A 20,905-nucleotide genomic window follows, 5' to 3' on the forward strand; every position below is an offset into this window, starting at 1 on the left:
GCTGCCCCAATTTCAAACAAGGAATAGAGTATGTCCTCTGACTCTACATCGATGTCTTGGCTAGAGACTATTCGCAGTTACATGGATAGACGCCTCATGTGGGTGTTTATGCTCGGCTGCTCCAGTGGTTTTCCGTGGGTGTTGATCGGATCCAATATGTCAGGCTGGCTGAAAGACGCGGGGTTAACTCGCGCGGCGATTGGCTATTTCGGCAGTGTATTTGCTGTTTATGCGATTAACTTTCTTTGGGCGCCATTAGTTGACCGTGTCAAGCTCCCTGTTTTACACCGCTTACTTGGTCAACGTAGAAGCTGGATTTTCCTCTGTCAGTCACTGGTACTGGTCTGCACACTCTTTATTGCCGGAGTCAACCCGGCAGAGAATCTGATGCTGACCTCGATGTTTGCACTGGGCATCGCCACCGCATCAGCGACGCAAGACATTGCCATTGACGCTTATCGTATCGACACTTTCCCTAAGTCAGAATCTTCGAAGCTGCCGCAAGCTTCTGCAATGGCCGTGATCGGTTGGTGGACAGGTTACTCTGTGCCAGGTTATCTGGCGTTTATTAATGCGGATGCGATTGGGTGGAATGGTGTTTATTACGGCATGGCCGCGATCGTCGCTCTGCTGATGCTGTTTACTCTGTTAGTTGGAGAACCCGTCACCAAGCGCGACTCACTCCAAGCTGCCGCAGAACAACGTCATACCCAAGTGGTAGGTAATAAGGCAATTGCTTGGCTAACGGTTACCGTGGTCGAACCCTTTTTAGACTTCTTTAAACAAAATGGCGTGCGCGTTGCTTTAACACTGCTGTTATTCGTGTTCTTGTTTAAAATTGGCGAAGCCTTCTTAGGGCGAATGTCTATCGCTTTCTATAAAGATATCGGTTTCTCCAACGAACAAATCGGCTACTACTCTAAATTGATTGGCTGGGGCCTGACTATTTTGTTTACCTTAGTTGGCAGTATGGTCAATGTGAAATTTGGAATCATTCGCGGCCTAATGATTGGTGGTATCGCAATGGCTTCAAGTAACTTAATGTTCGCTTGGATAGCCAACGTCGGGCCAAATGAATACTTATTCTTGGCTACTCTGGCCGTGGACAACTTCACCTCGGCGTTTTCAACCGTGGCGTTTGTTTCGTTCTTAACGGTCGTCACCGGGCAAGCTTTCTCTGCCACCCAGTACGCTTTACTCGCCTCACTCGGAAACTTCGGCCGGACTACCTTAGCCTCTTTTTCCGGAGAATTAGTCGACTACCTCAATGATTGGTCGACCTTCTTTATTGTCACAGCGGTGATGGTTATTCCAAGCTTGATCATGCTCTACTCACTGCGCCATTACTTTGCAGACATTCTTAATAATGCCAGGAAAAGGGACGAGAAAGAGTCACAGACGGAAGGATAAACAACAAAGGCTTGGTCAATTACCAAGCCTTTATTCTATCTTCGTTGCAGGTTTAAATAAGACCTAGCGATTAAGGGTACAATCCCTTGCCAAACAGATTAAACACTCTGGCAACGCCTTGGGTGAAAATCATCGGTTCGGTGAGAACGGTTAAGCATAGACAATCTTCGCCGACTTTGGTGCTTGGGCTATGCTTGATCGATGCGTCTTTTAATAGGAAGTCACCCACTTCGTAGTGACCATCTTCGTCACTAAAGCCGCCGTGCAGCACCAAAGTTGATTCTAAACCTTTATGGGTGTGCTGAGGGATCGACACATTTTCAGTAATGTACATCAAACTGACACGAGCATCATTTGAAATATCGACTGACGCACTGAACACCTTACCGCCGTAACTTTTCCACTCTCCCACTTGGTCACGAAAGCGCGACAAAGAAAGCGGCAAACGGAACGACTTCCCATTTACTTCAATATAAGTTGGCTGTCTTTGCGGACGAAACGGCTTATCGTTTTGTTCCAGTGATACAATTTGATTGAACATATCATCAAAATTGTCTTGAGAAGGCACTGGAGCTGCAAAAAGGGCCTCGCCACACTCTGCTTCAAACAGCGCTACTTCTCGCTGGCATTGTGGACAACCTTCAATATGCGTTGCAACCGTAAAGGCACTCACGTCATCCAGGGTACCTTGCGCATAAGCTTGAAGAAGTTCGGCTTGTGGATGAAAACTCATAATTTATCTACCTCTATGGTATTGCGTAACTTTTCCACGGCCAAACGCAAACGTGATTTGACAGTGCCGAGCGGAATATCGAACATGTCCGCTACCTGTTGATGAGGGAGCTCTTCTAGGTAAACAGCTTGAACGACTTTCCTTTGTGCATCAGGCAGCAAATCGAGATATTTAACGATCTGCTGTTTAAGCATCTCTGTTTCAGGAGAATAATGTTCAACCATGTCTGGCGGACAATAATCGTTTGGCCAAATATCTTCAGAGTGGATGTGCATTTCTCTGCCCTTCTGCTTTCTCAAAGTGTCAAAACAGAGGTTTCGCGCAATCGTGTAGATCCAAGTCGATAACGAACTTTTACTGCCGTCAAATAACGTACTCTTTTGCCACACTGTCGCCAGTGCGTCTTGGACTATCTCCAACGCCACTTGTTCATTGCCCATGTGACGGTAAGCGAACTGTTTTAATCGGGGAGAAAAGTGAGTAAAAACCAACGCAAACGCCTGTTTGTCTTTCTGTTTCACTTTTTCCATACACGAAGCCCAGTCTGCTTTTTTAAAAGCTTGGGTGTCTATTTCGGCCATCTCGATATCCTTAATGGGAGCCCTCTATCCATTGTATACGATGCTGAGCACTAACCGATCACTGAACCTGAGTATTATTCAATGTTCGTTTTAAAAATTCGATCGCTCCACTGCAATCGGCCTGAGTAACCAATGAGTCAAACTTTTGATTACTCATAGGTAAAATCTCTAACCACCGCTGGGTGACCCAACTAGCATCATCAAAAAAACGTTGCTGGTAAAGTTCGCCCAAGTCTGGAAATTGTTGATAGATTTTGGCTAGCCCCTGACTCAAAGGTTCAGCTTGGTAATCCAAGCTAGTCACATCCCAGTTAGAAAGTGACTCGACGCGCGCCAATCTCAGCCCATCGTATTCGACTCTGACCCGCTGAATTCGAAACTTTTTTAATCCCGTGACTGAAATACCCAACAGCCCATCATCCAAAGATTCGAAGTCGGTAATTTTCACTAATGTACCGACCGCTGACAATTCGCCGCTTGATTTGGCTTGTGCAGGGTCAAACAGACAGATACCGAAGCAACCATCGGATTTGAGTGCTTGCGAGATCAGGCGCTTGTACCTTGGTTCAAAGATACGCAGACGCATTTTCCCTTCAGGCAAAACGACCGAACTAAGTGGGAACAACATAATTTCAGGCATAAATGACAACTCCTAAACTGCTTGGTAACAATTACGTTACCTCGCTGCAAAGCGATCATTTACGGATTCTGTTGGTTATTAGACAAACGCCAAATTAAAGGGCGATCGATTGCGTAATCGATACCTTTGTCATTTTTTGTGCAACGAAATGAAAGTTCCGCTACATCTGATTTTTTTACTTGTTAATGAGATATGGATCACCTGTTTTATGTTTTTTTAGCACTGTTGCACATGGAATTTGAGATAAATATCGATATTATTCGCCTCAACAAAGCGCAACGGAGATTGCGCTACTAAGTAAATATCTCATCAATATTTAAGTTAACAAACATAGAGAGTTTCCATTATGCGTAAATCACTTTTAGCTCTAGGCATTATCGCAGCAGCAGCTGCAGTTCCAGCTCAAGCAGATTACCTGTACGGTTGGGGCGACGTAAGCGTGAACTACCTTGACTGGTCTCAAGGTACTGAAGATCGCAACGGTGGTTACAAAAATGACTTCATGTTCTTAGAGCTAGAAGGTGGCGCTGGCTTCACTTGGGGTGAGCTGTACGGTTTTGCTGATTTCGAATTCCAAGACAGCACTCCAGGTGGCGACAGCGCTATGGCAATGTCGACTAAAGGCTCTATCGCAGTAAAAACTGGTGTTAAAGAACTGCGTTTCTACGCACAAACCTACTCGACAGAGAACCAAGGTTTCCACGCACGCAACACAGTTGCTGGTCTTTCTTACAACTTGTCTGGTGACAACTGGTTCTTCAACCCATGGGTTGGTTTCCACTACACAAACACTGTTGGCTTTGCTGACATGAACGGCGGAATGGCTGGTTGGGTTGGTGGCTACAACTTTAAACTGGGCGAGCAAAACTTCAGCATCACCAACTGGCACGAAACTGAATTTGCACGTAAAGACGCTTACCTAGTAACCAATGGTGAAACCGATGACCTATCTTACAACGGTGCCCTAGCATTCTGGTGGAAGTCTCAGTCTAACGTTGATCTCGGTATTCAATACCGCTACGCACACAACAAACTAGGCCAAGCGAAAACAGACAACGCGGTTATCTACACCGTGAAGTACAACTTCTAAGTTTCGATTGTATAAATTGTCAAAATGGCACCTTCGGGTGCCATTTTTATTTGCTTTCCTGTTAGCGCTCATTATCCTTGCTGAAAATAGTTTGCTAGGTGAGTAAAGCGTGAATATTGTTATTCTTGGTCCGGGTGCCATCGGTGCACTTTGGGCAACACACTTTCACCATGCTGGCCATAAGGTGTCAGTCTGGTCAACATCAAAGGCCAGTGAGCTTGTAATTACTCTTGATAACCGGCCCAGTATTCCCTTCCTCAATTGCGACCTTTTATCCGTTCAACAGGCCGATCTCATTTTAGTGACAGTCAAAGCGTGGCAAGTCGAGAAAGCTCTAACTCCGCTGCAAGACGACATCAATGCCGATACCATAATTATGTTGATGCATAATGGCATGGGCAGTGCAGAAGCCACCGCCAAACGCTTTGCGGCCAACCCTCTCATACTTGCGACCACCACTCATGGCGCTTATAAACCGGAACCATTACGCGTTCTCCATACTGGTCAAGGTCAAACCCACATTGGCGGTTACAATTCAACAGGCAAGCAGTGCCAGTTTTTAGCTGACGTGATGGATCACGCGTTACCTCGGGTGGTATGGAACAATACTATCGAACAGGCGTTGTGGACCAAGCTTGCTATCAACTGTGCGATTAACCCTTTGACCGCCATTGAGCAAATTACCAATGGCGAGTTAAGCCATCCACACTATCAAGCACAGCTTGCCGCGTTGCTCGATGAAGTGTGCCAAGTGTTGGATGCAGAAGGCATTCCGTGTCAGCGAGCAGAACTGACACAAACAGTCAACGAAGTCATTCAAGCGACGGCAAGTAATCACTCATCGATGCAGCAAGATATTGCCCATCAGCGGCGAAGCGAGATAGACTTCATTAGTGGTTATTTGATTGAGCGCGCCGCCGTTCATGGCATTAACACTCCCGTCAATCAACACCTATATCAACAGATTAAACAGATCGAGCAGAGTTGGAAGCAGCAATGAGTAAGAAAGTACTGGTCCCTATCGCACCGGGCAGCGAAGAAATGGAAGCCGTCACCATCATCGATATTATGGTGAGAGCAGGTTACGACGTGGTCGTCGCCAGCGCAGACTTCGACGGTCGATTAAGCTTCAAAGCTTCTCGCGGGGTGACTTTAACCGCCGATTGTAAACTGGTCGATATTGCCGATGATGAATTTGATGCGGTGATCTTACCCGGTGGCGTTCAAGGAGCCGAAGTTTTTCGTGACAGCACAGTGCTGGTCGAGATTATCCGCCAACAAATGTACGAAGGAAAACTGGTCGCGGCAATTTGCGCAACACCCGCTTTAGTATTGGCTCATCACAACCTTTACCCTGATGCTTTGATGACTTGCCACCCTAGTTTTGAGTCGCATATTGAGAAGAAAAACTGGCGAGTGAAACGTGTCACTTATGATGTAAACCACCGTTTATTAACTAGCCAAGGGCCAGGCACAGCATTGGAGTTTGCGATAGAAATTATTGTAAACCTGTCAGGAAAAGCACTCGCTTGGCAAGTTGCAGAACCTATGGTGACACTACCAACGTTGCACTACTCAAAACTCGGTGAAGCGTAATGCTTGATATACGCCAGATTTGTGCTCAATTCCCCGCTTTAAACCAACAGGTTAATGAGCAGCGCTTAGTCTATTTAGACAGTGCGGCAACGACGCAGAAACCCCAGTGCGTGATTGATACTATCAGTCACTACTACAGCCAAGCCAATGCCAATGTCCATCGCGGTAACCATAGTCTTACCGCTCAGGCAACCAGTCAATTTGAGCAAGCTCGACAGACCGTCACTGACTTTATTGGTGCTCAATCAACTAAAGAGGTGATTTGGACACGCGGCGCGACTGAAGCGATCAATTTGATTGCTCAAACCTACGCACGTAATACATTAAAGCCAGGTGACGAAATATTGGTCGGTGAGATGGAACATCATGCCAATATTGTCCCGTGGCAAATCGTCGCCGAGCAAACAGGGGCAAAAGTGGTCAAGATACCGATGCTGCCAGACTGCCAACTTGACCTTGATGCCTTCAAACAGCAACTGAGTAGTGCGACTAAAATCGTCGCCATAGCGCATATCACCAATGTCACTGGCACTCGCCAGCCGATAGAGCAGATGATTAAGCTTGCTCATGCTGTTGGAGCTGTGGTCGTGATTGATGGCGCTCAAGGCGTCGTGCATGAACCTGTCAATGTACAAACACTGGATGCCGACTTTTATGTTTTCTCTGGCCACAAACTGTTTGCGCCGGCTGGTATTGGAGTTTTGTATGGCAAACTCGCGCTACTAGAGGCCATGCCACCCTGGCATGGTGGTGGAAAGATGGTGGAGCGCGTCTCTTTCGCCGCGACCACCTTCAGCCAGTTGCCCGGAAAGTTTGAAGCAGGTACGCCCAATGTGGCTGGCGCCCTTGCATTAGCAAAGGCTATCGAATGGTATCAAACCTTCAACCACAAGCAGGTTGAGCAATATATCCATCAACTCGTTAAGCAGGCACATCAAGGGCTCTCTCAACTAGAGGATGTTCGCATCATTGGCTATCAACCCAATGCTTCGGTTGTCTCGTTTGTGGTTGACGGTGTGCACCATCAAGATGTAGCCACCTTACTCGATCAGCAAGGTATCGCGGTGCGTGCTGGCAACCACTGCGCACACCCTTTGATGGATGCGCTAGGAGTTAAGGGCACCATTCGCGCCTCTTTTGCTTTGTACAACACACAACAAGATGTAGAAAGGCTTGTAGCAGCGGTAGAGAAAGCCGTAGATATGTTATAGCAAGCGACTGAAACTTAACGCCAAACGGGTCATTCTGAACAACGAGGCACGAGTGTGATTCAAAATCTAAGTGGTTAACTCACAGTATAGATTCCAGATAACTCGTCCCTCGTTTCTAGCATGACACCTCAGTTTCATGTCATCTATAATTCGTCAAACGCTTCAATCGCCTCTGAGAGTTTCTTCACGCCATGAATTTGCATCCCCGCAATACCGCCTTTGGGCATATTTGCAGAGGGCACAATCGCTCTTTTGAAGCCATGCTTAAAGGCTTCCTTCAAACGCTCTTGCCCACTCGGCACAGGGCGAATTTCTCCTGCTAGACCGACTTCGCCAAACACCACCACATCTTTAGGTAACGGTCTATCACGAAAGCTCGATAACAGCGCCATCACTAACGCTAAATCGGCACTGGTTTCGGTCACTTTAACGCCACCAACGACATTGACAAACACATCTTGGTCGGCCATTTGCAAGCCACCGTGCTTGTGTAATACCGCCAGCAGCAAAGATAAACGGTTTTGCTCGAGCCCGACTGTAACCCGACGCGGATTGGCCAATTGTGAGTAATCAACCAAGGCTTGAATCTCGACTAATAAGGGCCGCGTACCTTCCCAAACGACCATCACCGAACTGCCTGACGTCTCTTCCTCGCCGCGTGACAAAAAGATCGCCGATGGATTACTGACCTCTCTTAGTCCCTGCTCCGTCATGGCAAAAACACCCAGCTCATTGACCGCACCAAAACGGTTCTTATGGCTCCGCAGTGTACGGAAACGGGTATCAGTGCCGCCATCAAGCAACACCGAGCAGTCAATAATATGCTCGAGCACCTTGGGCCCAGCCAATGAACCATCTTTCGTGACATGCCCAACAATAAACACCGACACATTATTCTGTTTGGCATAGCGAGTTAAAGCGGTCGCCGCCTCACGGACCTGAGCAACACTACCGGGTGAAGATTGAACATCCGCAACATGCATGACCTGGATCGAGTCAATGACTATAATTCGTGGCTGCTCTTTTTCAGCGATTTGACAAATGCGATCGACATTGGTTTCTGACAGCATTTTGAGATTATCTTTCGGCAAACCAAGCCGTGAGGCACGCATCGCGACTTGTTGCAACGATTCCTCACCGGTGACATACAGCGTGGGCATTTGCGACGCTAAGTAACACATGGTTTGTAGCAGTAATGTCGACTTACCGGCACCAGGGCTACCACCAATCAAAATAGCCGCACCGGGGACGACCCCGCCACCAAGTACTCGGTCAAACTCTTTGAAACCACTGGTAAAACGTGGCACTTCTTGCAGATCAATGTCAGACAAAACCTGAACCTGCGTTTCACTGGTTGCTCCGGCATAACCAGACAATCGCTCATGTCTTGCTACCGTCGGAGACGCCGCTAAACGGACCTCACTGATGGTATTCCATGCACCACAGGCATTACATTGTCCTTGCCAACGGGGAAAATCCGCCCCACAGTCATTACAGACGTATGCTCGTTTCGCTTTTGCCATGTATCCTCAGACCTATAAATAGTTTAATTGTGACGTAAGCAACACACTGACGTGTTTATCCCACTGTGTCGACTTGACCCGCAGTAACATATCATTAAAGATCTAGATATCAAGGTCGATATGTTGGGTAAGGGACACTCTAACAAAAAAATATGCAGCAACCAGAAATTCTCTCGCTGGCTGAGCGGCTAATCCCCGCTTACCACTCACAAGATTTTGAATTCCTCCTTGGTCAAATGACTGAGGACGATCCGCCTTCGGTCAAGATATTGGTTAAGATGGAACTTAACCGTGTCATGGCGCCATGTACCAAACCCATCGACTTACGTGGCCGAGTAAAGGGCGAATGTCGCGAGTATGAGCTCGATGGCCTCAAACACTGGCTAGATGATGTCGCCTTTAATGCTTACCATAAAAATACCCGTAAGTTCGGTGGTTACACGGAAGGGGTGTGGGAAGCGCTGTGTAACACCCACAACAACTTCCGTGTCATGCAGCAGCGTGGCAAACCTATCGGTAATGACGCGAACCCTAATGTTGAAGGTGGGATCAACGTTGAGGCCATTAACCTTGGCTATGACCTTAAGCGGCGTGAAAACCGCCTCAAGCTGTCGTCTCAAATTGAGCTAAAACTAGCCAAAGGTCAGGTGATTCATGGCGTAACGGTTGATCTATCGCCGTCTGGCGCAAAGTTTAAAGTCCCCTCTGCGTTTGACTATAAACTCGGTGAAGAGATCAGCGTAAAGCTGGTTGAATTAAGTAAAAAAGTCGACGTTGATGGAATCGAAAAAGCAATTCCTTATCGAATTGTCGGTATTGATGAATCTTACGAAAATGATGCGGTTAAATTTTTACGCCTACTCAAACTTGATACCAGTAAGATTATAGAGTCGGTTATCACTTATGTACTCAACAGTGATAACCAAAAAGCACGTCACGACAATCAAGATAAAGTCATTAGAGCCCGCTCACGAGGTTTTGAGCACACTTACCTTAAGCACACCTGTAACTTACCGGTGTTTTTTAGTGGCAATGAGTTAAAGCTCACCTTGATGACGGAAAACAATCTTCCTATTTGGCAATACTGGCACGATGAAAGAAACCAGCAAACCCTGAGTAATCTTTTCAATCAACAACGTATGTCACAGCTCACCGCTTCAGGCTTACGTGGCAGCAGTAATGTTATCTACTCTTTTACCCATGAACATAAAGAGAAAACCCTGTTCTTTTCGATGATGATGCCAGAGGCGACTCGAGAACAAAGACAGTTGTTTTGGCATATTGGGGCCAAAAAAGAGAGTTGGAAAGCCTTTCGTTTATCGGTGTTTGAGTTGTCCGATGAAGAGCGTAGCGCGCTCGCCGAACACTCAAGCGAGTTGGATTTAGAGACTAACAGTTTGACCCATTGTGGGATACTGCAAGAGATTGCTGATCACACCAGTCGAGATGATTACCTACTGACCGACAAACCACGCCTCGCGAGCAGTGAGCTTAATCGCTTCCGTCACGCACGTAACCCAGAGAGCAACCCAGCTTGTATCTACTTCGATGCTCAATCTCGACGTAAAGAGCCAAGGTATCAATTTAAATCCCCGGTGGCGCTGTCAACGCCTGATGGCTCGGTTTACGAAGGCACCAGTATTGATATATCGAAACATGGCATCAGCCTCGCCTTAAGTACCCCTAGTCCACTCAAGGCGGGAGAAAGTTGTAGCATCAACTTTAAAGAGTTACAGCTTTACGATAAAAAACTGCCACTTAACCAAGTTCCTTACACGGTTATTCGCATCAGCCCAAGTGGTAAACAGCTGCAGCTCGCGATTACCGAAGACAGCCAGGTTATGCGTACGATTGCATTCTTCGGCAAGTTAATCGATCACAACCAAGAAAAGCTAGTCGCCAAGAAAGAATTACTACCGAGTAATGAATTACTGGAAGGGTTGCATGATATCTTACTCGACAAAATGGTCAGCTCACCACTTTATGTCGAGAAAAAAATGGGCGGTTTGCACCCCAAAGCCATCGGGGTTAATTATCCGCTAAAACCTTATTTAGCTATTTTAGCCAAACTGGGCGATGACAAAAACTTTTCACTGGCTCCAATCTACAAAGGGCGTACCAATACCCTGCTTGCACAACCGATGAAGCGTATCCAAGGTTCGGTACCTCAATACCATGAACTCTACCTTACCGCCGTAAAGTTTGGCTCTCGCATTCAGTCAGTAGAAACCAAACTGAGTAACGAGTTTGAAACGTTAAAGCAACGCTTACTGTTCGTTAAAAAAGCCCAGACCATCGGTGAGTTTTATGCCATACGCATTTGTGGTGCGCCGGTCTTTGATCCCATCACAGCGTTAGTGCGCAAAGATCTCAATGAACTCACGCAGATCAGTATGCATCAGGCTCGGAGTCTCGAAAAAGAAATGATGAGTATTGTCGGCTACGGCGAACTGACCGACATTACCGAAGAAGTGTTGATACGCTTAGAGCTGACACAATAAGTAAAGCGAGGCAATCACCTCGCTTTTGATTATGTTTTTATGCTTGTGGCTGATAGCTGACGCGTTTTTGCTTAACCAGTAGCGCCGACAGGATACACACGATACCACCTAAGCCAACATACCTAACCGCGCTTTGCGCCTCTTGCTCTACTTTAGGTTTAGCATGATAGGCAATGCCTAGGCCTGAGGCCTTCATCATCACCAAATCATTCGCGCCATCCCCTACCGCAACCGTATTGTGTAGTTCAATATCGTACTGCTCAGCCAGTTGAACAAGAATGTCTGCCTTGGTTTGCGCACTCACCACATCACCTAGTACTTGCCCGGTTAATTTACCGTCAACAATCTCCAGTTGGTTTGACTGGGCATGATCTAAACCCAGTAACTGCTGCAGGTGATCTGAGAAGTAGGTAAAACCGCCCGAGGCAATGGCTGTCTTCCAACCGAAATGGTGCAATGTCGCAATCAGCTCGGGTAAATCCGGCATCAAGGGTAATGTTGAACGAACCGTTTCCAGTATCGACTCGTCAGCGCCGGCCAACTTTGCCACGCGCTGACGCAAGCTTTGCTCAAAATCAAGCTCACCTTGCATGGCTCGTTCGGTCACTTCCGCAACCTCTTCACCGACGCCTGCCAATTTGGCGATTTCATCAATGCATTCGATCTGAATCGCGGTCGAATCCATATCAAGAACAATCAGCCCTGGCTTTGACAGCTCAGGGACATCATACAAAGTGGAGTAATCCAGCCCTAAAGCTTGCAGGATCTCTTCATGCTGATCCGTCAACTCACCAGCCATAAGCGCTACTTCATACTTGCCCACTTTCCAGACATCGACCACTGGGTTGTAACAACCGACGTAAAAGTCGATATCTTCAAATTTACTCGGGCAGAGATAATCACCAAAAACCACCCAACCTGCCTTGGCTTTATCAAATTGCGTGGCAAAGCGGGTTTCTGGCAGGCGGTTGATAAGCGGGATGTGTTTACGTATAGAGAGTGTCTTCAACGTGTCCATGTTTACAATTCCTATAAAATCTCTCAACACGTTAACCTATTGCAATTTAGATGCGCAAGTCTCAATATGCACTTAAGTATAATTAAACTCTATATTAGGTGAAAAATGGACTCATCCCTGTTTTCATTTCGTATCGCCATAAAAGTGTTGGGCACACTCTCGTTGATCGCTATGGTGGCCACAATTGCCATTAACAGCGTTAAAATCAGCCAGGGCAACGAGCAGATCCAAGCTAATCAATTAGAGACTCTGACTCATATTCTTATCTCGCAAGCCTCCCTGTCTGCTAACGATAAGATCGTCGAACAAGATCAAGAACAATTACTTAAACTGGCCAATCAATTGGCGCAAGATGACTTGGTCGTGGATGCCACCATCTATGATGCCGAAGGGGTAAAACTGGCCGCAAGTGACAATGCGAAGTCGGTACGCGAAATGCTCGGTTTAGATACTCCGCTGCAAACCGCACGTATCGGTAAACAGCAGCTCATAGAGCCCGTCATTCGTGACAAAAATGTGATTGGTTTTGTGCGTGTAACTTTTGAAACGGGCAAGCTGACGGCGTTTTCTGATCATTATTACCGTAAAAGCGACCGCTATATGTACACCATGGTCGGACTGAGTTTTATCGCGGGAATGTTAATTGGCTTAATCTTCCGCCGTAAGCCGAACAAACGCAAAGGCGAGAACCTGCTGTTGAAAGATATGTAGTGAGACGCGAGACAATGATTAAGGGTTGACACTAAGTGTCAACCCTCTTCTTTTCATCCAGATAATTAAGCTCTAACAAGCACCCCGACTGCTGGTAACACTCGATTTGCTAATCACGAACCGATCTCGGAGCGAAGTGATGTTACTCGGCATCACCAAGAAGAACTGAGTCTAACGCGATGATCATCATATCGTTAAAGGTAGTTTGACGCTCATCAGACGTAGTTTGCTCACCCGTCTTGATATGATCAGACACCGTACAGATAGTCAGCGCTTTCGCACCATATTCGGCACATACGCCATAAATACCAGCCGCTTCCATTTCAACACCGACGATGCCGTACTTGTCCATGACATCAAACATTTCTGGATCTGGCGTGTAGAACAGCTCAGCAGAGAATAAGTTACCCACTTTTACTTCAATGCCGCGCGCTTTGGCCGCATCTTCTGCAGCGCGAACCATTTTGTAGTCAGCAATTGCCGCAAAATCATGATCTTTAAAGCGAATACGGTTCACTTTCGAGTCAGTACATGCGCCCATGCCAATCACAACATCGCGAACTTTAATATCTTCACTAACCGCACCACAGCTACCGACACGGATAATTTTCTTAACCCCGAAGTCTTTGATTAGCTCAGTGGCGTAAATTGAGCACGATGGAATACCCATACCGTGGCCCATAACAGAAACTTTACGACCTTTGTAAGTGCCCGTGAAACCGTACATATTGCGTACGTCACATACCTGTACAACATCTTCTAGGAAAGTTTCTGCAATGTATTTGGCACGTAGTGGGTCACCTGGCATAAGAACTACATCAGCGAATGCGCCCATTTCTGCATTGATATGTGGAGTTGCCATGATTGAATGTCCTTAGTTAACGATAACAAAATAATAGAGGGGCAAGCCCTCTATTAATATGAATAGTGATTACAGAAAATTCTTACCGTAATCCATTGGTGATATGCCGAAGTAACTGGCCAACGTTTGACCAATATCAGCAAAGCTTTCGCGTAAACCCAGTGAGCCTGCGGGAACTTTCGGCCCATAAACGATAACGGGAATGTGCTCACGAGTATGATCGGTACCTGGCCATGTAGGGTCACAGCCATGATCAGCGGTCAAGATCAAGATATCGTCTTCTTTCATCATTTCGATGACTTCGTTGATTCGACCATCGAAGTACTCTAGTGCTGCTGCGTAGCCTGCAACATCGCGGCGATGGCCGTACGCTGAGTCAAAGTCGACAAAGTTTGTGAAGACAATGGTGTTATCAGCCGCGACTTTGATCGCTTCTTTTGTCGCTTCAAACAGTGCAGGAATACCCGTTGCTTTGGTTTTTTGCGTAATACCGCAACCAGCATAGATATCGGAAATTTTACCGATTGAGTGAACCTGACCACCTTTCTCATCGACCAATTTTTGCAACACTGTCGCTGATGGTGGCTCTAGAGAAAGGTCTCGGCGGTTGCCAGTACGCTCAAATTGGCCTTTGCCTGGGCCAATAAATGGACGCGCGATAACACGACCAATATTGTAATCTTCAAGCTCTTCACGCGCAATTTGGCACAGCTCTAACAAGCGATCGAGGCCAAAGGTCTCTTCGTGACAAGCAATTTGAAATACCGAGTCAGCAGAAGTATAGAAAATAGGTTGCCCTGTCTTCATATGCGCTTCACCTAAATCATCCAGCACTTGCGTACCCGATGCATGGCAATTGCCAAGGAAACCATCCAGACCTGCACGCTCTAAAATACGGTCGGTCAGCTCTGTAGGGAAGCTGTTCTGTTTATCCGTGAAATAACCCCAATCAAACAATACTGGCACACCCGCAATTTCCCAGTGACCAGATGGCGTGTCTTTGCCAGAAGATAACTCGGCCGCATGACCATAGGCACCAATGATCTCAACGTCGGCATCTAGACCTGGAGCAAAGCGACCTGTTGACTCTTTGTGCGCCATCGCCAAGCCCAATTTAGACAGGTTTGGCAGTGTCAGCGGACCGCGACGATCCGCGTTGTCAGCTAAGCCTTGAGCACACTGATCAGCGATATGACCGAGAGTGTCTGCACCAACATCACCAAACTTATCAGCATCAGCGGTTTCACCAATGCCAAACGAATCTAATACTAAAATAAATGCTCTTTTCATTGCTCTCTTCCTTTAACTGGTCGAGAGCAAATGCTCAATCGACCAATCTTATTAATATTATGTTAATCCCTAAATAATTGGAGTTACAGCTAGGCGACAAGCAAGTTCAGCCCTAGGAGCATAGAAGCTCTATGTGATTAGGGTGAATTTTCGCCGTCAACAACGCTGCAACTTCAAGTATGACGGGATTAAATGTCTTCAGCGCGAATCTGACGATAAATCTCTGGCGTCGGCGTGTATTCACCACCAACGGTGATCGCTTGTTTCAATGCATCCGCAGCTTCTTGCCACTGCGCTTCATTGCGAGCATGAATAACCGCCAAAGGCTTATCACTTGACGCTTGTTCACCAAGGCGAATAAAGTGGTCAAAACCCACCGCATAATCAATCGTATCGGTTGCCACGCGGCGACCACCACCCATTCCGACGACGGCCATACCAATAGCGCGCGTATCCATCGCCGAAACGACGCCCGACTCATCCGCATAAACAGGTTTGATGATGTCTGCTTTATCAAGATAGTTATCGTAGTTCTCAACGAAATCTGCCGGACCACCTAACCCTGCAACCATCTTACCAAAGCACTCAGCCGCTTTACCGTTATCCAGTACTTGCATCAATTTTGCACGCGCGTCTTCGGTGTTATCAGCCAGCTTGCCAAGCACTAACATTTCAGCACATGACGCCATGGTCACTTCAAGCAAACGTGGGTTACGGTATTCACCAGTAAGGAATCGCACCGCTTCACGCACTTCAACCGCATTGCCAGCAGAAGATGCCAGCACTTGGTTCATATCCGTCAAGATTGCAGTAGTCTTAGTTCCCGCACCATTAGCCACGGCTACAATTGACTTAGCGAGTTCTTCAGACGCCTCGTACGTTGGCATAAATGCGCCAGAACCTACTTTGACATCCATCACCAACGACTCAAGACCTGCCGCTAGTTTCTTCGACAGAATTGACGCAGTAATCAGTGAGATGTTGTCTACTGTCGCGGTAATATCACGTGTTGCGTAAACACGCTTATCTGCCGGGGCAAGATCGCCCGTTTGACCGATGATAGCCACACCGGCGTCTTTAGTCACATCACCAAACACTTCGTTAGTTGGGGTAATGTTGTAGCCTGGAATAGACTCAAGTTTATCAAGTGTACCACCAGTGTGACCAAGACCACGACCCGAAATCATGGGTACAAAACCACCACATGCGGCCACCATAGGGCCAAGCATCAGTGAGGTTACGTCGCCGACACCACCAGTTGAGTGTTTATCAACGATTGGACCACCGAAGTTCTTGTGGCTCCAATCAATCACCATGCCTGAATCACGCATTGCACACGTTAAAGCAATACGTTCAGGCATGGTCATTTCATTAAAAAAAATCGCCATAGCAAACGCTGCAATCTGACCTTCAGAGACGCTATTATTTGCCACACCTTGAATAAAGAAGTTAATTTCTTCCGCGGTTAGCACTTCGCCGTCGCGTTTTTTACGAATGATTTCTTGAGGTAAGTACATTAGACCCTCCCACGCTGTGAATAGCGATAGTTGTAAGGTAAAGAGGTTATGTGGAACAGCAAAATGCCGCTCCACCAAACAGACTTTATTTTCATCAATTCTTACATATTTGGCGTTGCAGCTAGGCGGCAAGTAAGTTCATTCCTATGAGCTTAGAGGCTCTATGTGATTAGGATGAACTTACGTAGACAACAACGCTGCGCCGTCAAATATACGAGAAAATTAGTAGGCTGCTGGATCAGCAGTCTCGTCTGTCACTTCTAATGTATTAAGTAGGTTAGTTAGTAGGCTTGACGCACCAAAACGGTAATGACGAGCATCCACCCAGTTATCACCTAGGATCTCATCTGCCATTGCCAAATACGCTTGTGCATCTTCAGCCGTACGAACGCCACCAGCAGGTTTGAAACCCACACTTTCGGCAACGCCCATGTCACGAATCACTTCTAGCATCATGCGAGCGTATTCTGGAGTTGCGTTTACTGGCACTTTACCTGTGGAGGTTTTGATGAAGTCGGCACCCGCTTTGATACAGATTTCAGAAGCCTTTTTGATCAGCGCTTCTTCTTTGAGCTCACCGGTTTCGATGATCACTTTAAGCAAAATGTCTCCGCAAGCCGCTTTACATTGCTTAACAAGCTCGAAACCCACTTCCTCGTTACCTGCCATCAGCGCACGGTATGGGAATACCACGTCGACTTCATCTGCACCGTACGCCACTGCTGCTTTGGTTTCAGCCACTGCGATATCAATATCGTCATTACCGTGTGGGAAGTTAGTTACCGTCGCAATACGAATATCAGGTGTGCCTTGCTCACGAAGTGTTTTCTTCGCAATCGGAATAAAGCGAGGGTATATACAGATTGCAGCTGTGTTTCCTACTGCTGATTTAGCGTCATGACAAAGTGATATTACTTTCGCATCAGTGTCATCATCATTCAGCGTAGTTAGGTCCATAAGTTTTAGTGCACGTAGTGCTGCTGCTTTTAAATCGCTCATTTCTATCTCCGATCAATATTCAAAAAAGTGACGGTTCTAAATACATTTTTAGAACTGCAGTCATTTATGAACGGACTTGGTTCCTTGAAGACTCGGCATATACAGCGAAAATATACCAATTGCTATCCCTGTCACCGCACAGTACCAGTTTGGTCTATGGCACAACAATCTGCGATTGCGGTGTCTAACGTATATGGGCTCAGCCCTAGCAACTTATGTTGCCACTATCGATAATCATACTCCTTGTATCGATTATCTCTAGCTAAAAAACTTCTCAATGATCCATTGATAAGTTAGACCACCTAAGTAAACCCCAACAATGCCCATAATGCCTGACAAAACAGGCGGCGCTGGTATGGGTAACTTAAGCGCAGAAAACAGGACTCCAACAACAAAACCCGCTAAGGTTGCGAGGATAACTTCATTCATGAGTTTTACCCTACTATCTATAGTTAACTACATTATAGATATTTATCGCGGAACTGTAGTCGCTCATAGAGCGCAAACGGTTTGTATCTCAAAAAAGTGTCTGTTCAACGTTTGCGCGGGCTAGCCTCTCGCAAACATGATGTATTTGCTTGTCTGAACCGAGAACAGACAATGGTTGAAAACTTAACTTAATCACAGACAAGTCATGTTCTCAGATGGTCAAAATTGTGAGTGTGGGAGCAAAGCTCCTAGGATTCTAATCTCTGGGAGCTTAGCTCGCTAAGTGGCTAGAATGAGAAATCTCAGTAAGCGCAGTCATCACAATACGCTGAAAACAAAAAAGCCCCGTAGCACACAGTGTGTGACTACGGGGCTTTTAAAGTGGCGTCTATATAATCTTTCTTACTTAATTAGAAAGATAGGAAGAAGCCAGCGATTGTCGCTGCCATCAGGTTAGATAGCGTACCAGCACAAACCGCTTTAACACCCATACGAGCGATGTCGTGACGACGGTTTGGCGCTAGGCCACCTAGACCACCTAGTAGAATCGCGATAGAAGAAAGGTTTGCGAAACCACATAGAGCGAAGGCAATGATTGCTTGAGTCTTCTCAGTCATCACAGCACCTGTCGCTGCAACTACTTGAGCGTTCTCACCAACATAAGGGACGAAGTTCAGGTAAGCAACGAATTCGTTCACAACCAGTTTTTGACCGATGAATGAACCAGCAACTGTTGCTTCTTCCCATGGCACACCGATTAGGAATGCTAGAGGCGAGAATAGGTAACCTAGTAGGATTTCTAGTGTTAGCTCAGGCATACCGAACCAACCGCCAACGCCACCTAGAATACCGTTAACCAATGCGATTAGGCCGATGAATGCCAATAGCATTGCACCAACGTTAAGCGCAAGTTGTAGACCAACTGATGCACCGCCTGCAGCTGCGTCGATAACGTTAGCTGGCTTGTCGTCACCACCGTCAATGTCATTACCTAGATTTTCATCTGGAGTGTCAGTTTCAGGCTTGATGATTTTAGCGAATAAAAGACCACCAGGTGCTGCCATGAATGATGCTGCTACAAGGTATTCTAGAGGAACACCCATAGACGCGTAACCTGCTAGTACACCACCAGCAACAGACGCTAAACCACCACACATTACTGCAAATAGCTCAGATTGAGTCATTTTAGGTACAAACGGACGAACCACTAGTGGCGCTTCAGTTTGACCAACAAAAATGTTAGCTGCTGCAGACATAGACTCGGCACGTGAAGTACCTAGTGCTTTTTGTAGACCACCACCAAGAATCTTGATAACCCATTGCATAACACCAATGTAGTAAAGTACAGAGATAAGTGCAGAGAAGAAGATTAGTGTTGGGAGTACTTGGAATGCAAAGATGAAACCGATACCGTCAACTGAGAAGTTAACAAGGCTGCCGAATAGGAAACCAGTACCGTCTTTACCGTAATCGATAACGTTCTGTACACCAGCTGAGAAACCAGCCAGTAGGTCGCGACCCCATGGTACGTAAAGAACGAAACCACCGATGATAAATTGGATAGCAAAAGCGCCACCCACAGTTCTTAGATTGATAGCTTTGCGGTTATCAGACAGTAGTAATGCAAGTCCTAGCAATACTGCCATGCCGACTAGGCTCATAAACAGGCTCATAGTTTATGACTTCCTTATAGGTTATTTATTGGCGTGTAACAAAATGGTGCTCAAAAGAAGCCGCAATTATACTCATCCGTCCATTGATAAAGTAATGCCGCCCTCACAGTTTCTGATAAGATTCATCATGCATTCACTCAGTTACGTGAATTAAGTCACATTTAGGTGTGTTTGCATTCATCAAATGAACAATTTCTTTGGGAATTATTCACAAATACCGAACACCAGATTGCTATTTTTCCAAACGTTTTCAGCAACCGTTTGCTTAGGCATTTCCTTTAACTCCGAGAGGCAGGTCAATATTTGAGCTATCATTTTGGGATGATTCGGCTTGCCTTGATGACCATTCAATGGCATGTCGGGAGAATCCGTCTCTAAAACGATATACTGCAAGGGAAGCGAAGCGATCGCGTGTCGAGTTTTCTGCGCACGTGGATAGGTAATCACGCCGCCGACGCCAATGAAAAAACCACGTTCAACCCACTGCATTGCTTGTTGGTAGCTACCAGAAAAACCGTGTACCACGCCCCCTTGTTCGAAACGAAGTTGCTTTAACAATTGCAACAATCGTGGCTGACTTTTTCGACAGTGAATAACCAAAGGCAATTGGCTCTGCTGAGCTAAGCGAACTTGAGCAATAAACAGTTGTTCTTGCCACTGCGGGTCGATGTTAATCATAGCGTCTAGGCCACACTCACCTACCGCAACGCATTTGTTATCACGCTCCGAAAGCTGCTTTTCAAGCTGTTTAATCGAGGCATCGGGGGTTAAAAAATAGGGGTGGAAACCAAGCGCATAGTAAATAGAGCAATGGCGACTGGCTAAATCGCGCACTAACTGCCAATTTTCTGCCCCGATAGAGGGCAGCATAATCCTCTCGACACCAACGCTATGGGCCTGTGCGAGATGAGCCGCAATATCATCAGCAAAAGGGGCAAAATCAAAATGGCAGTGGGTATCAAAAAGGCGCACTAGGGCTACGCCTCAGAATTATCAGAGTCATGATGAGCTGGGTCACGGCGATAAGGCACACAACTACGCTTATTCTCCGGCGTCAATCCCATTGACAGACACCAAGCGTCGTATCGTGCGATTAAGCGTTTAAGCCAGTTGATCATTAT

At 46.5% G+C, this 20,905-nt stretch carries 20 protein-coding genes; 7 read left to right on the forward strand and 13 right to left on the reverse strand.

What is annotated here, in order from left to right:
- Positions 1–30: 30 nt before the first annotated feature.
- Positions 31–1,410, forward strand: coding sequence for an AmpG family muropeptide MFS transporter (locus tag BS19_RS06275; RefSeq protein ID WP_038174069.1), 1,380 nt, complete (start codon positions 31–33; stop codon positions 1,408–1,410).
- A 70-nt stretch (positions 1,411–1,480) separates the two neighbouring features.
- On the opposite strand, the gene BS19_RS06280 is transcribed toward BS19_RS06275, so the two are convergent.
- The 3 genes from BS19_RS06280 to BS19_RS06290 are packed head-to-tail and all read right to left on the reverse strand — an operon-like array spanning position 1,481 to position 3,364.
- Positions 1,481–2,143, reverse strand: a complete 663-nt coding sequence (locus tag BS19_RS06280) for a ChrR family anti-sigma-E factor (RefSeq protein ID WP_038174071.1) — start codon at positions 2,141–2,143, stop codon at positions 1,481–1,483.
- Positions 2,140–2,724: a sigma-70 family RNA polymerase sigma factor gene (locus BS19_RS06285; protein ID WP_038174073.1), complete on the reverse strand. Its 585-nt coding sequence runs from the start codon at positions 2,722–2,724 to the stop codon at positions 2,140–2,142. Before BS19_RS06285 ends, BS19_RS06280 begins: the two co-directional genes overlap by 4 nt.
- Positions 2,725–2,782: 58 nt before the next feature.
- Positions 2,783–3,364 (reverse strand): LON peptidase substrate-binding domain-containing protein, encoded by a 582-nt coding sequence (locus tag BS19_RS06290; RefSeq protein ID WP_038174075.1) that lies wholly within the window; start codon positions 3,362–3,364, stop codon positions 2,783–2,785.
- A 346-nt stretch (positions 3,365–3,710) separates the two neighbouring features.
- On the opposite strand from BS19_RS06290, the gene BS19_RS06295 reads away from it, so the two are divergent.
- The 4 genes from BS19_RS06295 (at position 3,711) to csdA (ending at position 7,261) form a co-directional block, all read left to right on the forward strand.
- Positions 3,711–4,454: an outer membrane protein OmpK gene (locus BS19_RS06295; protein ID WP_038174076.1), complete on the forward strand. Its 744-nt coding sequence runs from the start codon at positions 3,711–3,713 to the stop codon at positions 4,452–4,454.
- A gap of 109 nt (positions 4,455–4,563) precedes the next feature.
- Positions 4,564–5,454 (forward strand): 2-dehydropantoate 2-reductase, encoded by an 891-nt coding sequence (gene panE / locus BS19_RS06300; RefSeq protein WP_038174077.1) that lies wholly within the window; start codon positions 4,564–4,566, stop codon positions 5,452–5,454.
- Positions 5,451–6,050 carry a DJ-1 family glyoxalase III gene (locus tag BS19_RS06305; protein WP_038174079.1) on the forward strand — a complete coding sequence of 200 codons (600 nt, stop codon included), beginning with the start codon at positions 5,451–5,453 and terminating at the stop codon, positions 6,048–6,050. The genes panE and BS19_RS06305 overlap by 4 nt, the downstream gene beginning before the upstream one ends.
- On the forward strand, positions 6,050–7,261 hold the full coding sequence (gene csdA / locus BS19_RS06310) for a cysteine desulfurase CsdA (protein ID WP_038174081.1): 1,212 nt from the start codon (positions 6,050–6,052) through the stop codon (positions 7,259–7,261). The genes BS19_RS06305 and csdA overlap by 1 nt, the downstream gene beginning before the upstream one ends.
- 143 nt (positions 7,262–7,404) lie before the next feature.
- Here csdA and radA read toward each other — a convergent pair whose 3' ends face one another.
- Positions 7,405–8,784 (reverse strand): DNA repair protein RadA, encoded by a 1,380-nt coding sequence (radA, locus tag BS19_RS06315; protein ID WP_038174082.1) that lies wholly within the window; start codon positions 8,782–8,784, stop codon positions 7,405–7,407.
- 152 nt (positions 8,785–8,936) lie between these two features.
- On the opposite strand from radA, the gene BS19_RS06320 reads away from it, so the two are divergent.
- Positions 8,937–11,285, forward strand: a complete 2,349-nt coding sequence (locus tag BS19_RS06320) for a PilZ domain-containing protein (protein WP_038174084.1) — start codon at positions 8,937–8,939, stop codon at positions 11,283–11,285.
- 37 nt (positions 11,286–11,322) lie between these two features.
- Here the strand turns inward: BS19_RS06320 and serB are convergent, their stop codons facing one another.
- Positions 11,323–12,303, reverse strand: a complete 981-nt coding sequence (serB, locus tag BS19_RS06325) for a phosphoserine phosphatase (RefSeq protein ID WP_038174085.1) — start codon at positions 12,301–12,303, stop codon at positions 11,323–11,325.
- Between the two features lie 105 nt (positions 12,304–12,408).
- Between serB and BS19_RS06330 the strand changes: the two genes are divergently transcribed.
- On the forward strand, positions 12,409–13,014 hold the full coding sequence (locus tag BS19_RS06330; RefSeq protein ID WP_038174086.1) for a YtjB family periplasmic protein: 606 nt from the start codon (positions 12,409–12,411) through the stop codon (positions 13,012–13,014).
- A gap of 142 nt (positions 13,015–13,156) precedes the next feature.
- Here BS19_RS06330 and deoD read toward each other — a convergent pair whose 3' ends face one another.
- The 8 genes from deoD to BS19_RS20375 form a co-directional block, all read right to left on the reverse strand.
- Complete coding sequence (deoD, locus tag BS19_RS06335) at positions 13,157–13,876, reverse strand: purine-nucleoside phosphorylase (protein ID WP_038174087.1); 720 nt, start codon at positions 13,874–13,876, stop codon at positions 13,157–13,159.
- Between the two features lie 69 nt (positions 13,877–13,945).
- The gene (locus BS19_RS06340) at positions 13,946–15,166 is read right to left on the reverse strand and encodes a phosphopentomutase (protein WP_038174089.1); all 1,221 of its coding nucleotides are present in this window, start codon (positions 15,164–15,166) and stop codon (positions 13,946–13,948) included.
- A 188-nt stretch (positions 15,167–15,354) separates the two neighbouring features.
- Positions 15,355–16,683 carry a thymidine phosphorylase gene (gene deoA, locus BS19_RS06345; protein ID WP_038174090.1) on the reverse strand — a complete coding sequence of 443 codons (1,329 nt, stop codon included), beginning with the start codon at positions 16,681–16,683 and terminating at the stop codon, positions 15,355–15,357.
- A gap of 222 nt (positions 16,684–16,905) precedes the next feature.
- Positions 16,906–17,682, reverse strand: coding sequence for a deoxyribose-phosphate aldolase (gene deoC / locus BS19_RS06350; protein WP_038174091.1), 777 nt, complete (start codon positions 17,680–17,682; stop codon positions 16,906–16,908).
- Positions 17,683–17,940: 258 nt separating this feature from the next.
- The gene (locus BS19_RS06355; RefSeq protein ID WP_038174093.1) at positions 17,941–18,111 is read right to left on the reverse strand and encodes a XapX domain-containing protein; all 171 of its coding nucleotides are present in this window, start codon (positions 18,109–18,111) and stop codon (positions 17,941–17,943) included.
- A gap of 410 nt (positions 18,112–18,521) precedes the next feature.
- Positions 18,522–19,784 (reverse strand): NupC/NupG family nucleoside CNT transporter, encoded by a 1,263-nt coding sequence (locus tag BS19_RS06360; RefSeq protein ID WP_038174095.1) that lies wholly within the window; start codon positions 19,782–19,784, stop codon positions 18,522–18,524.
- A gap of 204 nt (positions 19,785–19,988) precedes the next feature.
- Positions 19,989–20,756 (reverse strand): TatD family hydrolase, encoded by a 768-nt coding sequence (locus tag BS19_RS06365; protein WP_038174096.1) that lies wholly within the window; start codon positions 20,754–20,756, stop codon positions 19,989–19,991.
- 5 nt (positions 20,757–20,761) lie between these two features.
- On the reverse strand, positions 20,762–20,902 hold the full coding sequence (locus BS19_RS20375; RefSeq protein ID WP_169739006.1) for a DUF5363 family protein: 141 nt from the start codon (positions 20,900–20,902) through the stop codon (positions 20,762–20,764).
- Positions 20,903–20,905: the final 3 nt, after the last annotated feature.

Source organism: Vibrio pacinii DSM 19139 (genome assembly GCF_000711795.1).
Lineage (GTDB): Bacteria > Pseudomonadota > Gammaproteobacteria > Enterobacterales > Vibrionaceae > Vibrio > Vibrio pacinii.

Bases quoted from the DNA above. Each gene is read 5' to 3' on its own strand.
- BS19_RS06360 (WP_038174095.1), bottom strand. From the start codon at position 19,784: ATGAGCCTGTTTATGAGCCTAGTCGGCATGGCAGTATTGCTAGGACTT.
- BS19_RS06355 (WP_038174093.1), bottom strand. From the start codon at position 18,111: ATGAATGAAGTTATCCTCGCAACCTTAGCGGGTTTTGTTGTTGGAGTC.
- deoA (WP_038174090.1), bottom strand. From the start codon at position 16,683: ATGTACTTACCTCAAGAAATCATTCGTAAAAAACGCGACGGCGAAGTG.
- BS19_RS06280 (WP_038174071.1), bottom strand. From the start codon at position 2,143: ATGAGTTTTCATCCACAAGCCGAACTTCTTCAAGCTTATGCGCAAGGT.
- radA (WP_038174082.1), bottom strand. From the start codon at position 8,784: ATGGCAAAAGCGAAACGAGCATACGTCTGTAATGACTGTGGGGCGGAT.
- BS19_RS06340 (WP_038174089.1), bottom strand. From the start codon at position 15,166: ATGAAAAGAGCATTTATTTTAGTATTAGATTCGTTTGGCATTGGTGAA.
- deoD (WP_038174087.1), bottom strand. From the start codon at position 13,876: ATGGCAACTCCACATATCAATGCAGAAATGGGCGCATTCGCTGATGTA.
- csdA (WP_038174081.1), top strand. From the start codon at position 6,050: ATGCTTGATATACGCCAGATTTGTGCTCAATTCCCCGCTTTAAACCAA.
- BS19_RS06290 (WP_038174075.1), bottom strand. From the start codon at position 3,364: ATGCCTGAAATTATGTTGTTCCCACTTAGTTCGGTCGTTTTGCCTGAA.
- BS19_RS06320 (WP_038174084.1), top strand. From the start codon at position 8,937: ATGCAGCAACCAGAAATTCTCTCGCTGGCTGAGCGGCTAATCCCCGCT.
- BS19_RS06275 (WP_038174069.1), top strand. From the start codon at position 31: ATGTCCTCTGACTCTACATCGATGTCTTGGCTAGAGACTATTCGCAGT.
- BS19_RS06285 (WP_038174073.1), bottom strand. From the start codon at position 2,724: ATGGCCGAAATAGACACCCAAGCTTTTAAAAAAGCAGACTGGGCTTCG.
- serB (WP_038174085.1), bottom strand. From the start codon at position 12,303: ATGGACACGTTGAAGACACTCTCTATACGTAAACACATCCCGCTTATC.
- BS19_RS20375 (WP_169739006.1), bottom strand. From the start codon at position 20,902: ATGATCAACTGGCTTAAACGCTTAATCGCACGATACGACGCTTGGTGT.
- deoC (WP_038174091.1), bottom strand. From the start codon at position 17,682: ATGAGCGATTTAAAAGCAGCAGCACTACGTGCACTAAAACTTATGGAC.
- BS19_RS06330 (WP_038174086.1), top strand. From the start codon at position 12,409: ATGGACTCATCCCTGTTTTCATTTCGTATCGCCATAAAAGTGTTGGGC.
- BS19_RS06305 (WP_038174079.1), top strand. From the start codon at position 5,451: ATGAGTAAGAAAGTACTGGTCCCTATCGCACCGGGCAGCGAAGAAATG.
- BS19_RS06295 (WP_038174076.1), top strand. From the start codon at position 3,711: ATGCGTAAATCACTTTTAGCTCTAGGCATTATCGCAGCAGCAGCTGCA.